The sequence below is a fragment of the Aliamphritea ceti genome, assembly GCF_024347215.1.
In the GTDB taxonomy this organism is placed as follows: Bacteria; Pseudomonadota; Gammaproteobacteria; order Pseudomonadales; family Balneatricaceae; genus Amphritea; species Amphritea ceti.
Genome location: NZ_AP025282.1, coordinates 3,157,614 through 3,173,393 on the forward strand (window position 1 = coordinate 3,157,614; position 15,780 = coordinate 3,173,393).

Below are 15,780 nucleotides of genomic sequence, written 5' to 3' on the forward strand. Positions count from 1 at the left end.
AAACTTATCTGGCAGGATAGGCATGAGATGCCCGGATTCCAGGTAAATTGCGCCAGATAATCAACCCGAAGGCAGGCAGCTGCATCAGAATGCCATATAGCAGAACAGCCGCTGACATCTCTGTGTTTTGCAGAATGACCGCCGTAATAATCAGGCTGGTACCCGCGTTCTGGATACCTGTTTCTATTGCCAGAGTCAGTGATTCACGCTGCACCAACCCTGATCCGCGACTAACTATATAAGCCAGCAGCATAGCCAGGCCAGCCAAGGTCAGGACGGCCGGCGCTAACACCGGTAACAACTGTAATAGCATCTGCAATTGTGTAACTGCCAGCATAGAAACCACCAGCAGCATAATCAGAGCAGCAAAGCCTTTAACCCAGACCATTATACGCAGACAAAACTGCGGCTGACGGTAACGACAAAGCATGCCTAGAGCAACCGGCAATACGCTGATGGCAAACAGCTTCGTAATTGTCATTCCAACCGGAAAATTAATTGCCAGATCACTGAGCTGTAATTGCTGCAAGACAAGAATACTTAGCCAGGGTAGCGAAAAAGGAATAATTAAACCGGATAGTACCGTCAGGCTCACCGACAATGCAGTGTCCGCCCGACACAGAAAACAAATCAGATTGGACGTAGCACCACCAGGTGCAAATGTGAGGATTAACAACCCGGCGGCCAGCACCGCAGGTAAATTAAACAGATAAACAACAGCAACGCCCAATAACGGTAACATTACCAGCTGCAACAACACCCCCAGTACAATCACACCCGGTCGCTGCTTCAGCTGCCAGAAATCATCTGGCCTTAGGGACAAACCCACGCCGAACATAACAGTAAAAAGTGCCAGCGGCAGCAACAAACCCACAATATCCGGATCGTTCATAAATAAGCCTGTACCCCGTAGCAGCAGTCTTCAGAAATCAGCCGGCATCATATGCGCTAACTGTTGCGGATTATATATCAGCGGCCTTATCCCTTAGTTGTAGAAAGCAGTAGAAGACTCCGTCTAAAACACCTGTTGAACTCAAAAAATCTTCCGTTGTCTTAAGCTTTTGAATCCCCTGAAAAAGCACCTGAAATCTTTTCCCCAACAAGCGGCAAACACTGCCAGTACAAGGCCTGAAAAGAACTACTCACATATCTTGTGGATAACACTGTGGGTAGCCGTATTAAAACCCTCTAACAGCCCCACTACTGTGTAGATACACACAAACTGGTCATATTTTAACCAGATGTTTTATTACTTTTATTTCAATGACTTACATCTGCCAAAACTGTATTTTCAGACCTTAAGCGGTATTTCTCCCACACTATATTGCAAAACCGCGTCAGCGCTGTGACAGAGAGAAGTCAAGCTGCTTTTATTGTTTTTTTTAGATTTTTTTACAGTCTTTTTGATGCTTAAACTGGAGCCAGAAAAGCAGACGCATTAGTATGCCTGCTTTATCGTCAGGCTCATTGCCCAAACAACAGCTATTATTCAAATCATGACTCCACAATCTGAAGCTCAGAAAATAACCCTGATCGGCGCTATTCTTGATACGTTACTCGGGGCACTCAAAATCATTATCGGCAGCCTGGCGCACTCCACCGCCCTGGTAGCAGATGGCATTCATTCCCTGTCAGATTTGCTCACCGATGTGATGGTCATAGTTATCTTTAGGTATTCGCACCAGGAGCCGGATAAAGAACATCCATGGGGGCACGCCCGGTTTGAAACACTAGGGACAATTATTCTGGGTGGTTTACTGATATTAGTAGCCGGCGCTATCGCCTATGACAGTGTACATACACTTATTAGTGGCACAACGTTGCTGATACCTGAATGGCCAACATTAGTGGTTGCAGCAATTTCCGTCGCTGCCAAAGAATGGATATTTCGCTATACACTGGCAATAGGTAAAAGGCTCAAGTCGGACCTGCTCATAGCCAACGCCTGGCATAGCCGTACCGATGCACTGTCTTCCATCATCGTTTTTGTCGGCATTCTCGGCGCGATGAGTGGATTTGCCTGGCTCGATGCAGTGGCTGCTATTCTGGTTGGTTTCATCGTAGCCAAAATAGGTATCGAACTTAGCTGGAAATGTGTTCAGGAATTACTGGATACAGCATTACCGGAAGAAGATGTAACCGCCTATACCGATGAGATCATGCAGGTAGAAGGTATTCTCAGCGTCCACAATTTCAAAACCCGGCGTATGGCCAGCCAGATCCTTCTGGAGATTCACTTACAGATTGCACCTTACCTGAGTGCCTCTGAGGGACATTTCATCGGCGATAGAGCAGTATACCGCCTGCGTGCACGCTTCCCGGACATTAAACACGTGATCTTTCATATCGACACTTACGACGACGAAGCGGATAACTATTGTCAGGTATTGCCTAACCGGGTTGAAATCAGCCGCTACATTTTTGAAATCCTGGATCAAAACGAAGCTACAGAACTTAAGATTCACCGCTTAAATCTGCACTATCAGACCGATGCGGTAGAGATTGATCTGCTGCTTAACAGCAGCGATACTGCCGCCTACGAATTGACGCATCTGCAACAACAACTGAACTCAGCTCTCAGCAAACACGCATGGTTTGGCAACCTTAACGTACTGGTAAGACAACCGGACTCATCTAAGTCAGAATACCAATGAAAACCTATTTGCGCCCCTGTGCTGCAGTAAGCAGTGAAATTATTATTAAACACAGCCGCTTTATCTGTTACATCGCGCCCGTATCAGGGCGTGAAGCAGCAGAGGCCTTCATTGAGAGTATTCGTCAACAACACCCAAAAGCTAATCACAACTGCTGGAGCTATGTGGCGGGCTATCCTGAAGACCCACAACAATGGAACTGCAGCGATGACGGCGAGCCAAAAGGCACCGCCGGACAACCGATGCTTAACATTCTGCGACATTCAGGTATAGGCGAGATCTGTGCTGTCGTCACCCGTTATTTTGGTGGTGTAAAACTAGGCACCGGCGGTCTGGTAAGAGCTTACGGGCAAAGTCTGAATGAAAGTATCAGACTCTTAGAAACCGAACCCGTCGTACCTCAACTGGATATCAGCCTGTCTGCCGGATACGAACTTACCGGCGATCTGGAGCAGCTAATCAGTCGTTTCAACATACTGGTAAAAGAGCGTTTATTTGAACAACAACTGCTTATTCACGGCTCTATTGAAACGCAACTATTGGAAGATCTGAAACTGGCTCTGCAACCCATTCAGCACAAAGTCTCACTCAGCTATGACGATAAGGCTGCTTAAAAAGCTGATCAGATACTGCAGCTTCGACTGCTTCCTTCAGCCATACAGTTAAAAACACCAGTTTTTTACTTCTCAACAAGGCAGCATGTAAGCCTTTGCTATACCCCTGCTCACCGACTCACACTGGCAAATACCATCTTGCAGTCTTATTCTCTGTTAGCACAACTTATGTAAGCAACTGATCTGAATCAAATTTCCCATAAAACACCGATTCAGCATTTTTCAAACTTTAACAATTAACTTATAGTCTTATTTCGCTGCCCGGAAACCTCATGCGACGATCGGAATACGCGCCCAAAGCGTCTTAAACAGTTGTTTAATTATTTTCAATAAACTATAAAGTTCCACCAAATCAAGCCGATAGATTATTTCTAAGTATAAATCAGTAACATGTTTGGTTGTTGTACTTGTTGATATAACGATTGCACTCGCAGAAGAGGTCGTATGAAGTTCGCAGATAATCCTAATCAAGCCGCTGAATGTCTCCGTCAGGCAATTCCCCTGATGGTTAAATACAGCATTCCGCCCAACCCGCTGAATTATTCACTTTGGTATGCCTATGTATCTAATGTTATTCCAGGGCTAAATACCCAAATGGATAAAGCACTGGAAACCTACGGCACCTGCCCAAGTATCATCAGCGAACAGATGTTTCGCGACTTTCTGATCAAAGAAGAAATTGATAATGCTGAAGACCTGCAAACCGCCTTAATGGCTGTGATGGGCAGCCTGGAAAGCGAAGCCAGCAGCACCATCGAAAACGCTGAAGCCTTCAGTGATATGCTTGAAGACAGCTTACAGGCACTGCAGGCAAGCCATGTCATCGAGCAGGATGAGAACGTTGCCGGCATCATTGAAAAACTCACCGCGAACACTCAGGCAATGAGTGACACGACCAAACAGTTCCAGAGCAAGATTGATGAAGCACAAGCAGAAATAGCTACCCTGAAGCAGGAACTTGAAAAGTCCCGTCAGGATGCCAGCGTTGATGCCCTGACAGGTCTATTCAACCGCCGCGTATTCGATATGGAATTCAGCCAGATAGCCAGCAGCAAAGACGCTAAGGTTACACTGGTAATGATCGACATCGATCATTTCAAGAAATTTAATGACACCTACGGCCACCTCATGGGCGATAAGGTTCTGCAGTACGTCGGCAAAATGGTAAAAGAATTATGCCTGCCGCCTCTTCTTCCGGTGCGTTTTGGCGGCGAAGAATTTGCAGTACTTCTACCAGGTAAAGACACGGCAACAGCAGTACAGCTAGCGGAAACAATCCGCAGTAAAATTAAAGCTATCAGAATTAAACAAAAGAAATCTGGTGAAGTTATCAGCTCAATTACTTCATCATTCGGTGTAGCGGAACTTATTCCTGGCGAAACACCTGATGCCTGTACCGGCCGTGCCGATGTAGCACTCTACAAAGCAAAACAAAATGGCCGTGATCAGGTACAGATAGCCAATTAATCTGCCACTGCAGCTAAAACAACTTCGACCTATACACTGCTTTCGAAAAAAAACCGCGTCATATACGCGGTTTTTTTATACATAGAACCTGCTTATTTCGCCGGTTCACGCATAGTAACGAACTCTTCTGCAGACGTAGGATGAATACCAATAGTTGAATCAAACACCGCTTTGGTCGCACCAGCCTTCAGTGCCACAGCCATGCCCTGGATGATTTCACCGGCATCAGCGCCAACCATATGAATGCCCAAGACTTTATCGGTATCCCGATCCACCAGCATCTTCATGAAAGTCTTTTCATCACTGCCACTCAGCGTATGCTTCATCGCCCGGAAAGATGACTTATAGACATCAACATTGCTGTACTGCTCACGGGCCTGTTCTTCACTCAGACCAACAGTACCAATGTTTGGCTGACAGAATACGGCTGTAGCAATCAGGTCGTAATCAACCTTCTGATCTTGTCCACCGAACAAGTTACGCACCAGCGCCATACCTTCAGCCAGCGCGACCGGCGTTAACTGAACACGGTCAATTACGTCACCAATCGCATAGACAGACGGCTCACTTGTTTCGAAGTTATCATTAACCACGATTGCGCCATTTTTCTGCTGCTCAACATTAACCGTTTCCAGACCCAGATCCGTCACGTTTGGTACCCGACCAGTGGCATACAAAATAGTATCCGCTTCCAGAACGGTGCCATCTGTCATATATGCCAGCAAACTGCCATCTGACTGTTTTTCAATTTTGCTGATGTTGTTATTGAAGCGCAGGTTTACGTTCTTCTTGGCTACTTCTTCAGCCGTGAAACGACGCACTTCTTCATCAAAGCCACGCAGGAACATGTCACCACGGTAAATCAGTGATGTCTCTGCGCCCAGGCCAGCAAAAATACCGGCAAATTCAACAGCGATATAACCACCGCCAACGACCAGTGCACGTTTCGGAAATTCATCCAGATAAAACACTTCGTTAGAGGTAATTGCGTGTTCACTGCCTTCAAACTCAGGTACGAACGGCCAGCCGCCAGTAGCAATCAGGATCCGCTCAGCGGAATATTCCTGACCTGATACTTCTACAGAATTAGGTCCGGTAATACGCGCACGGCCCTCAATCAGGTTAACGCCAGCGTTTTTCAGCATGTTACGGTAAATACCGTTCAGCCGTTCAATCTCTTTAGTTTTGTTATCACGCAGTGTCGGCCAGTCAAAACCATTTGCCTGTACATTCCAGCCATAGCCCGCAGCGTTTTCAAAATCTTCATGGTAGTGAGAACCATAAACAAACAGTTTCTTCGGAACACAACCTACGTTTACACAGGTACCGCCCATGTAGCGGTCTTCGGCCATACCTACTTTAACACCCATGGCAGCAGCCATACGTCCGGCACGCACACCGCCTGAACCGGCACCAATTACAAACAGATCAAAATCGAACTCTGCCACAATCTTTCCTCTTTTCTGTTACGCCATGTACTGCGCTGCTAATACTCATCTGAACCGCGACAACTTGCGGTTATATAAAGACGCTAATCTACCTGTTTGGACGAACAACTGCCAATAAAGATAATCAACAATGCTTATAGCAAAGGCTTATAAACAGTCATTCATCAAATTAGAAAAAGCTATAAATAAAGCTTCCCGACATCCCCACTCACAAGCAATTGATCTTTACCTGTACGCAGAGTAACTTAGTGCCTTTCGATTTAGCCTTACGGATTCACCATGAAACTCATCTCTTTTAATGTCAACGGCTTACGTGCCCGTCCTCACCAAATTAAAGCACTCATAGAAAAACATCAGCCAGACGTTATCGGTATTCAGGAAATCAAAGTACACAACGAAGAATTTCCGGTTGAGATGATCACTGACCTTGGCTACCACGTTGAATTTCACGGCCAGAAAGGCCATTACGGTGTTTGTCTGATTTCTAAACAACCACCTGTCAGTATTCAGATGGGCTTTGCCACTGACGAAGAAGACGCTCAGCGCCGTATGATCATCGGTGAATATGACATCAATGGTGAAACAGTTACCGTTCTGAATGGCTATTTTCCACAGGGCGAAAACATTGCCCATGAAACAAAATACCCTGCCAAGCGTAAGTTTTACGCCGACTTACAGATTCACCTAAATGAGCACTGCTCTCCGGATGCCAATGTATGCGTGATGGGTGACCTGAACATCTCCAGTGAAGATATCGACATTGGTATTGGTGAACCAAACCGCAAACGCTGGCTAAAAACCGGCAAAGCAAGCTTTCAGCCAGAAGAGCGCGAATGGCTGGCCACCTTGCTTAGCTGGGGTCTGCAAGACACTTTCCGTAAGATTCATCCGACTGAAGATGCATTATTCAGCTGGTTTGACTATCGCAGCCGTGGTTTTGAAGCAGAGCCAAAACGCGGCCTGCGCATTGATGCCGTTCTGGTCACAAAAACACTTTATGAACGCTGCGCTGATGCCAATATTGATTATGATATTCGCGGTATGGAAAAACCTTCTGATCATGCGCCAATCTGGGCTGAATTCAGCTAAATATTCAAAGAAAATCTGTTAATACTGAAAAAGGATACCTGCTGGTATCCTTTTTATTTTCTGCCAAAAATACTTGTCCGCTGAAATTTTTTTAAAAAATCTGCAAAAAAAATTATATTTGTTATTTATCATTTCATTACAGAAAACCCGGTTTTCTGCAAAGTCACGTCATTCGTACTGCCCAAGCAAATAGCCAAAAAAATGTAACTGTTACATCTGCTGACAGCTGAAGCAGAACAGGTTATTTCTGTACAAATTTTCAACACTTTTTCTCAACCAACACTTGCAAAGATAACAATCTATGATTAAGTTAAATGCAAATGTAACCGGTTACATTCGTTTCAGAGAAGACTTATATAACCAATTAATACCCACACAACCTGATTAAAAAGAGCACCATTATGGCTGATGCTACGACAATCGTCTGGGAACCAACCCGGGGCGGACTGGATACTACCGCTCACTACCCTGGTTTCCCCCAGGCGGACAGCATAGAAACGTTGTTACTTGAATCCGGTGGCTGTCATTGGATTAATTTGCAAGCCGGTGACCTAGTTTCTATGCAGGCTGACCAGGCAGACAGAGAGCTTTTACTGGCAGCTCTGACTTGTGACAACACAGCAACCGGCGCAGCACTCAGCAACATTCCCTACCAACCGGAATTCATGCAGCAGCTAGCTGTCGCAGAGAATGCTGACGAACGCTTCAATTCAATGGCTATCGCAAATCGATTACAGGCAAGACAAATTCAACCGGATGAGCTGAACTTCTATAGCATGAATACCACTCTGCTATCCGACATAGATCAGCATGCGGTTATCAAAGCAGAACAGAATTACAGTCTGATAGTTGCGCTACCCGCCACGAGTAGCCAGCTAGTTGATGGCAGTGAACAGTCGTTACCCGCCATCAGTATCAGCATCCAGCGTAATCAGAAAGATACTGAACATCCACTGCCTGAGCCACTCGGCCCGGTACAACGGGAATTCCTTGTATCCAGAGCTACAGCCTATGCCTACACAGTCAAAAAGGGCGAATACATTCAGATAATAGACGTTGAAGGCCGCCAGTGTTCAGACTTCATGGCAATGAACACAACCGCTCTGGCAGCAGGCAAAGAACGTTATATAGACTCAACCGTCAGTCGTTCTCTGGCAGTCGGGGCATACCCACAGCCGGGCTTACACGATAAATTTTATGATCAGGATATGCAGCCATTGCTGGCCGTTGTTCAGGATACAGCCGGACGACACGATACATTTGCACTGGCCTGCACTGAGTATGGCTATGCTGAACGGGGCTTTCCTGGCCATGTAAATTGCTCAGACAACATTTCAGCCGCTTATGCCAAATACGGTATTCAGCCCCGCCGTGCCTGGCCGGCCATTAACTTCTTCTTTAACTCATGGATTGATCCGAATAGCCATCAACTGGGATCAGACGAATCCTGGTCACGTCCGGGTGACTATGTGTTGATGCAGGCACTGACCGATCTCACCTGCGTCAGCACTGCATGCCCGGATGACATTGATCCTATCAATGGTTGGAATCCAACTGAAATACACGTGCGAATCTACCGCCCGGATGCGGACATCCCCCGCTCCGTTGCTTATCGTTCATTACCGGAGTCGACCCCGTTTATGAGTACTGAAACACCCTTTCATCCACGCACCAGTGCGCTGACCAAGCGTTTCCACAACGCCCGTAATTACTGGGTTCCTCAGGCATTCGACAGCACCGGCAGCATCGCTGAATACTGGAACTGCCGGAACAAAGTTACCGTGCAGGATATGTCTAACCTACGCAAGCTGGATATCTATGGGCCAGACGCAGAACGCCTGTTACAGCTGGCACTGACCCGGGATATAAGCCGACTATCTGTTCATCGGGGATACTATGCTCTGCTCTGTTCGGAACAGGGTGCGGTAATTGATGACGGCACCCTGTTCCGCCTGGCACCACAGCTGTTCCGCTGGTGCTGCGGTAGCGATGAATCAGCTCGCCAGCTGGAAGAAATCGCCCGGGAAAACAACCTCAAAGTCTGGGTAAAAGATCTCACTCTCAAGCTTTGTAATCTTGCGATTCAGGGGCCTAAAAGCCGTGAACTACTACAGCGTTTAGTCTTCACTCAGCCAGCTCAACCTGAACTCAACAATATTAAATGGTTCGGCTGTGCTATCGCCCGTAGCCATGACCGTAACGGCATTCCTTTTATGTTAACCCGCAGTGGCTTCACCGGTGAGCTCGGCTACGAACTGTTCTGTGACCACCGCGACGCCCTTGCCCTCTGGGATGCAGTATTTGCTGCAGGGGAAGAACTTGGTGTCAGTGCCATGGGCGGTGAGGCATTAGAAATGCTCAGAGTAGAAGCAGCTCTGATGATTAACGGTGCTGAATTCGGCGGTGACATTGAGCCGGATGAAGCAGGCCTTGGTTTTGCCATTGATATGCGCAACACCGAATTCGCTGGCCGTGAAGCAATTGAACGTAACCGTCTTGCCCCCCGTAAACAGCTGGTCGGCCTGCTCATTCAAGGTGACGAACTGCCACTGCATGGCGATCACATTTTTATGGAACGTCAGCTGGTTGGCACTGTTACCAGTGCAATCCGTTCCCCGGAACTGCAACAGGTCATCGCTATGGCCAGGATTGCAACTGAGCTGGCTGAACCGGGTACTCAACTGGAAATAGGTAAGTTAGACGGCCATATGAAGCGGCTCAGAGCAAGTGTCTGCGCATTACCCTTCATTGACCCGCAACGCGTCAAAGCGCGGCAATAAGCATGTTTAACCGATGCATCACAACAACATTTACAGACACCCGTCGGCATCAGTAACAAAGATACCGCCGGGTACTCATTTGCAATAACCAAAACTCGATCCAACAATAACAACAGGAGTGAAACATGAAATCTTTACGTCAATCTCTGCTGGTCGCCCTCGGCGCCTCAAGCCTGCTACTCAGCCAGGCACATGCGACTGACAAGATCACCGTTGGTGAGCCCAGCTGGCCCGGTGCAAAAATCATCGCCAACCTGATACAGGTAGTTGCCAGTGAAAAGCTTGGCGCGGAAGTCGGCCTCGCCCCAGGCGCTAACGCAGCCATTTATGCCGGTATGGACAAAGGTCGCGGGGATATCGACGTACACCCTGACGTTTGGCTACCTAACCAGCAAAGCTTTACCGACAAATACGTTGTCGAAAATGGCACGGTTGCCCTTAGCGAAGGTGCTTATGAAGGCGTCAGCGGCTTCTGCATGCCCAGTTATATGAAAACAGAACATGGCATCAGTTCTATTTACGATCTGGCCACACCTGAAGCTCAAAAACTGTTCGATTTGAATAATGACGGTAAAGGTGAAATCTGGGTCGGCGCACCAGGCTGGGGGTCAACTAAAATTAATCAGGTGAAAGTACGCGACTACGGTATCGAGGACTTTCTGGAACCAACTACAGAAGACGAAGCAGTCTTCTACGCCAAGATATCCGCAGCTATTAAAAAGCGCCAGGGCGTAGTGTTCTACTGCTACAACCCCCATTACGTGCACAAGCTGTATGACGTCACCATGGTGGAAGAGCCAACCAATAACCCTGACACATACCGTATGGTTCAGCCGGATCAGGACTCCGAATGGTATACCAAGTCACACATCAGCAGTGGCGATGCGAAAAAAACAGTTCGGGTTGCTTACTCTAAGTCACTTGAACAACGGGCACCGGAAGTCGCCAACTTTCTGAAAAATATCGACTTGGATAATCAGGCGATTAGCGCCATGACCCACGCGGTTGTTATTGAAAAACAGGAACCTGCAGATGTTGCCAAAGCCTGGGTAGATGCTAACAGCGCAACTGTCGACAAATGGCTTGGCCTGTAAACCAGGCTGATTAAATCAGTACCGCGGCTTCTGTATGAAGAAGCCGCAGTTATTAGGAACTTACAAGCAATCTGAAATAACTCAAACGGAAGTGCTTCCTGAAATCATCAGCGACTAAGGCAGTGCCGCCCGGCCGATAAGTTTCCAGCCTTAAAGCCGGATCATGCTGAAGTGCCGGGCATATATGTTTGTAAGCTCCCTGAAACGAACAGAATAAGAAGGAAGTAGCGGTGAATACACTAACCGAGCAGCCGGCCATTCAGGTTAACGGCGTCTGGAAGATCTTCGGCGACCGTTGGCGGGAAGCACTGCACGCGGTGCAAAATCAGGGCATCAGCAAGCAACAGGTGCTGGAAGAATATAACTGCGTTGTCGGGGTTGCCGACGCCAGCTTTGAAGTCGCAGAAGGTGAAATATTCTGCATCATGGGACTATCCGGCAGTGGCAAATCAACCCTGGTACGCCACGTAAACCGCTTACTCGAACCTTCTGCAGGCCACATCCATGTTAATGGTGATGATGTCGTCGGACTGAATGCCAAGGAACTACGCGATTTACGTAATCGAAGAATCGCGATGGTATTTCAGAACTTTGGACTCATGCCACACCGCACTGTACGGGACAACGTCGCCATGCCTCTGGAAATCCGCGACTTGCCTAAGGCAACCCGCTGGGAAGAAGCCGATCGCGTGCTGGAACTGGTGGAACTGAGTGGCTGGGAAGACAAATACGCCCACGAACTTTCTGGCGGTATGCAACAAAGGGTTGGTCTGGCACGCGCTATTGCAGCAGACCCTCAGGTTTTGCTAATGGATGAACCTTTCAGCGCGCTTGATCCGCTGATTCGCCGTCAGTTACAGGATCAGTTTATGCAACTGGCACAGGTGATGAAAAAAACCACCCTTTTCATTACGCATGATCTGGACGAAGCCATCCGCATTGGCCACCGTATTGCCATCATGAAAGACGGTCGGATTATACAGATAGGTACACCGGAAGACATAGTAACGAATCCTGTCGATGACTACGTTGCAGACTTTGTTGCCAGTATTTCACGTCTCAAGTTTGTGCATGCAGCCTCTCTGATGCAAAGCCCTGAAGCCTATATTGCTACTTATGGCCCCCTGCCAGATAACGCGCCCCGGGTAAGTACAGGTGCGGATCTGAATACATTAATCGATAACGCCATTGAATGGGCCGGCCCCATAAAAGTTGATAACGCTGAAGGTGAAACCGTCGGCATTATCGACAGAGTCGATATTATGCGTGGCATCCAGGGTAACGGAGGTTCAGAATGAACAGCACCTTACAACATACTGAAACAGCTCCCCAGGACGAGAAAAACACCTACCAGCAAAGTGTTGATCAACTGGTTGATCAGTATTGTGTCCAAAACAGCAGTTACTATCAGCAAGCCTTTGCCCGGATCAGCGGTGCAAACCGTTTTATTCTCAGCTTCAATCTGATGGCCGCTTTACTGGGCCCCATATGGTTTGCTGCCCGGGGATTATGGAACTGGTTTCTGGTGTTTGTATTACTTGAAGCCTTTGCCTGCATTCAGATATCTCTGGGGCTATTCAGTGACCTTGGTGCTGAATCCAAACAACGGGCCGAACGCATCACAGCTACGCTGGAACAACGGCGTGAACAACTTGCCAGCGCTATTGAAAGCGGCACAGGTAACGTCGAAGGACTGACCCGCATCGTCAATTCACTGGAAAACGCCGTTCAGCAAGCACTGCAACAGGCCCAGGCATTAGAAACAGAACGTATGTCCCTGTTGATATTCGGCCTGGTAGTTATGACGGCTATTAAACTGATTCAGGGATTCATTGCCAATCAAGCACTGGAGAAACACTTCACCCTGTGGCGCTCAGATCGCTACATGGCACACGGTATCTCAGTGCTACGCGGTGTTACCGGCCTGGGAATAGTGGCCATTGTATATGGTCTTGCTTCAGCACAGTTTTCTTTTCCTACCAGCTGGTCAGGGCTGCAAACATTCCCCGCACCAGAAGGTTTCCGCATTGGCGTCAGTGACAGTCTGAAGTCCTGGTTTGACTATGCCACCGTTGCTGGCAGCGGCTTCTTCAATAACATTACCGACAGCGTGCGGGTGTTACTGGATGGCCTTGAAACACTGTTCGTCGGCACTCCATGGCCAGTGGTTATACTCTTCATCGCTTTACTGGCCTGGCAGTGTGCAGGTCCACGTGTAGCAATCTTTGCCATAGCCGGCTTAATGTATCTTGGTTTGCTGGGATTCTGGGACAAAGCTATGGCAACAGTTTCTCTGCTGGGTGCCGCTGCCTGCGTCAGTATCTCACTGGGCATTCCAATGGGTATTCTCTGTGCACGTAAGCCGCGGGTATATACCTTTATCCGTCCGGTACTGGACTTTATGCAAACCATGCCGTCGTTTGTCTATCTGATACCGATTATCGCCTTTTTCGGCACCGGTAAACCGGCCGCTATCCTGGCTACTCTGGTATTCGGTAGCCCACCGGTAATCCGACTGACAGTACTGGGATTACAGGGTGTACCTGAGCATGTGCGTGAAGCCGCTATTTCCTTTGGTGCATCGCCAGCTTACCTGCTGTTTAAGGTCGATCTGCCCCTGGCAGCTAAAACCATTATGACTGGTGTTAACCAAACCATCATGATGAGCCTGGCGATGGTAGTAATAGCCTCTTTGATCGGCGCAAAAGGTCTGGGCGAAGATGTTCTGGAAGCCTTGCAGTACGCTTCAACCGGGGAAGGCATCCTGGCCGGATTTGCGATTCTTATCTGCTCGATGATTCTTGACCGGATCATTCAGGGTAAGCGCTAATCACGTTAAGCGCTGTCGGAACGGCAGCGCTTTCTTCTCAAACCCTCAGAGATCCAGTATTCTCCTTGCCTATGAATAAAGCAGTGTCCGGACAAAGCGGCGTCCGTCAGGTCGCAAAACTCGCAGGGGTATCGGTAGCAACCGTTTCCCGGGTGTTTAATCAGGCATCCAGTGTACGACCGGATACCCGGGATAAAGTCATGGCGGCTGCTAAACAGCTGAACTATGTGCCTAACAGTGCTGCCCGCTCACTGACAATGAACCGCAGTTACACTATCGGCATTGTTATTCCCACCATCGATAACTCTATTTTCGCCCGCTTCATCGACGCCATCGAGCAAAGCCTTGCTACACAAGGCTATGGATTAATTGTCGCCACCTGCGGTTTTGACCGGCACAGCGAAAGCCAGCGAGTCGAAGAATTACTGAAAATGGGCATTGAAGGCCTTATTTTGTCCGGTGCGGAACATGATTCAGATCTGCTGGAACTGATTGCCGCCCGTAAACTGCCACTGGTCTGTACCAGCTTATTTGACGCAGATTACCCCTGGCCAACCATCGGTTATGACAACTACAGCATGGGTAAAGCCATCGCTCAGCACTTGTTAGAACTGGGTCACCGTAAATTCCATATTCTGTCCGGTCCACGGGCACTGATAGACCGAACCCGTATTAGGGTGCAAGGTGCACTGGACTGCCTGCATGATGCAGGTATTCATGATGTTGCTATCAGTGAAACAGAGCTGAATTTTGCAGACGGCTGTCAGGCAGCACAGAAACTTCTTAGCCAGTCGCCTGACTTCACAGCGTTGCTATGCACATCTGACGTACTTGCTATGGGTGTATTACTGGAAGCTCCCCGCCTGAATATATCTGTTCCCCGACAGTTATCTGTCACAGGATTTGACGATCAGGACTGGGCAGCCGTGAGTAATCCAGGGCTAACCAGCGTGCATACACCATCACGGCGAATGGGAGATGCAACCGCCAGAGCCTTAATGGCTAATATTGAGTATGGGACACTTATCAGCAATCAGCTGATCGAATCCCATCTGGTGATACGCGGTTCCAGCGGAGCTGCACCACCTGAGTAAGTCCCTAATTACCTAAGTACCTAAGTACCTAAGGTCACAAACATTATGCCCACTTCTATTGTTAATAACTTCCCCCCAAAGACTCAGAAAATCACCACAAAAAACCTTCCCATTGATGCCTGTTTTAAAGTCTGAATACTGATCAGCGATATCCGCACAGCTATGCAGAGTCACCCTCAAATGAGGCAGTTACAGGTTAAGGATATGCGGGGAGCTACGACATAGAATTTGAAATTAATGACCGATGTGCCAGTATTATTTTGATATTCACTTGCCGTTTTAAACTAATAGATAGGAATGGAATGTTACCTGACGGCTCAGGGTGCCTGATACGGATATAGCACGGCAACCCGGCCTGTAGACTCAGCAGGCTTAAAATTATCAATAAACCATACTCAAGGATGATATGTATGCTTAACGGAAAACGCGTTTCTCTGATCGGTATTCCCGACACACAAATTCCACGTTTGACCACTCTTTATGCACTACGAGATATTAGGATAGTTCCTTACGGTCAGGCCACAGATTATATTGTTTACGGCCCTTACCTGAATAGTATTGATGAGATCGACCGGGGCAGTAACCCTGTTGCAGACATAATGTCTCAGGACGACTTTTTTTCACTGCTATTAAGAGACGTAAATTAGACAGTACCCCCTCCGCAACTGCCTGTTAGCACATCTATTGCGGAGGGTTAGATACATAATTCA

The 15,780-nt window shown here is 47.9% G+C and carries 12 protein-coding genes; 10 read left to right on the forward strand and 2 right to left on the reverse strand.

Going from position 1 to position 15,780, the window contains the following annotated elements; all coding sequences use genetic code 11:
* Positions 1-4: 4 nt before the first annotated feature.
* Positions 5-892, reverse strand: coding sequence for a bile acid:sodium symporter family protein (locus OCU49_RS14465; protein ID WP_261841270.1), 888 nt, complete (start codon positions 890-892; stop codon positions 5-7).
* A 604-nt stretch (positions 893-1,496) separates the two neighbouring features.
* Here OCU49_RS14465 and OCU49_RS14470 point away from each other — a divergent pair.
* The 3 genes from OCU49_RS14470 to OCU49_RS14480 all read left to right on the forward strand — a co-directional run bounded on the left by OCU49_RS14470 (position 1,497) and on the right by OCU49_RS14480 (position 4,735).
* Positions 1,497-2,654, forward strand: a complete 1,158-nt coding sequence (locus OCU49_RS14470) for a cation diffusion facilitator family transporter (protein ID WP_261841271.1) — start codon at positions 1,497-1,499, stop codon at positions 2,652-2,654.
* Positions 2,651-3,268 (forward strand): YigZ family protein, encoded by a 618-nt coding sequence (locus tag OCU49_RS14475; protein WP_261841272.1) that lies wholly within the window; start codon positions 2,651-2,653, stop codon positions 3,266-3,268. The genes OCU49_RS14470 and OCU49_RS14475 overlap by 4 nt, the downstream gene beginning before the upstream one ends.
* Before the next feature lie 444 nt (positions 3,269-3,712).
* Positions 3,713-4,735, forward strand: coding sequence for a GGDEF domain-containing protein (locus OCU49_RS14480; protein WP_261841273.1), 1,023 nt, complete (start codon positions 3,713-3,715; stop codon positions 4,733-4,735).
* 92 nt (positions 4,736-4,827) lie between these two features.
* Here OCU49_RS14480 and gorA read toward each other — a convergent pair whose 3' ends face one another.
* Positions 4,828-6,183, reverse strand: coding sequence for a glutathione-disulfide reductase (gene gorA, locus OCU49_RS14485; RefSeq protein WP_261841274.1), 1,356 nt, complete (start codon positions 6,181-6,183; stop codon positions 4,828-4,830).
* A 279-nt stretch (positions 6,184-6,462) separates the two neighbouring features.
* On the opposite strand from gorA, the gene xthA reads away from it, so the two are divergent.
* The 7 genes from xthA (at position 6,463) to OCU49_RS14520 (ending at position 15,717) form a co-directional block, all read left to right on the forward strand.
* A complete protein-coding gene (gene xthA / locus OCU49_RS14490) occupies positions 6,463-7,272 on the forward strand; it encodes an exodeoxyribonuclease III (RefSeq protein ID WP_261841275.1) in 810 nt (269 codons plus the stop codon).
* A 401-nt stretch (positions 7,273-7,673) separates the two neighbouring features.
* The gene (locus OCU49_RS14495; RefSeq protein ID WP_261841276.1) at positions 7,674-10,052 is read left to right on the forward strand and encodes a DUF1989 domain-containing protein; all 2,379 of its coding nucleotides are present in this window, start codon (positions 7,674-7,676) and stop codon (positions 10,050-10,052) included.
* 125 nt (positions 10,053-10,177) lie between these two features.
* Positions 10,178-11,146, forward strand: coding sequence for an ABC transporter substrate-binding protein (locus tag OCU49_RS14500; protein WP_261841277.1), 969 nt, complete (start codon positions 10,178-10,180; stop codon positions 11,144-11,146).
* 230 nt (positions 11,147-11,376) lie between these two features.
* Complete coding sequence (locus OCU49_RS14505; protein WP_261841278.1) at positions 11,377-12,444, forward strand: quaternary amine ABC transporter ATP-binding protein; 1,068 nt, start codon at positions 11,377-11,379, stop codon at positions 12,442-12,444.
* Positions 12,441-13,976 carry an ABC transporter permease gene (locus OCU49_RS14510; protein ID WP_261841279.1) on the forward strand — a complete coding sequence of 512 codons (1,536 nt, stop codon included), beginning with the start codon at positions 12,441-12,443 and terminating at the stop codon, positions 13,974-13,976. The genes OCU49_RS14505 and OCU49_RS14510 overlap by 4 nt, the downstream gene beginning before the upstream one ends.
* Before the next feature lie 71 nt (positions 13,977-14,047).
* On the forward strand, positions 14,048-15,070 hold the full coding sequence (locus OCU49_RS14515; RefSeq protein WP_261841280.1) for a LacI family DNA-binding transcriptional regulator: 1,023 nt from the start codon (positions 14,048-14,050) through the stop codon (positions 15,068-15,070).
* A gap of 410 nt (positions 15,071-15,480) precedes the next feature.
* On the forward strand, positions 15,481-15,717 hold the full coding sequence (locus OCU49_RS14520; protein ID WP_261841281.1) for a hypothetical protein: 237 nt from the start codon (positions 15,481-15,483) through the stop codon (positions 15,715-15,717).
* Positions 15,718-15,780: the final 63 nt, after the last annotated feature.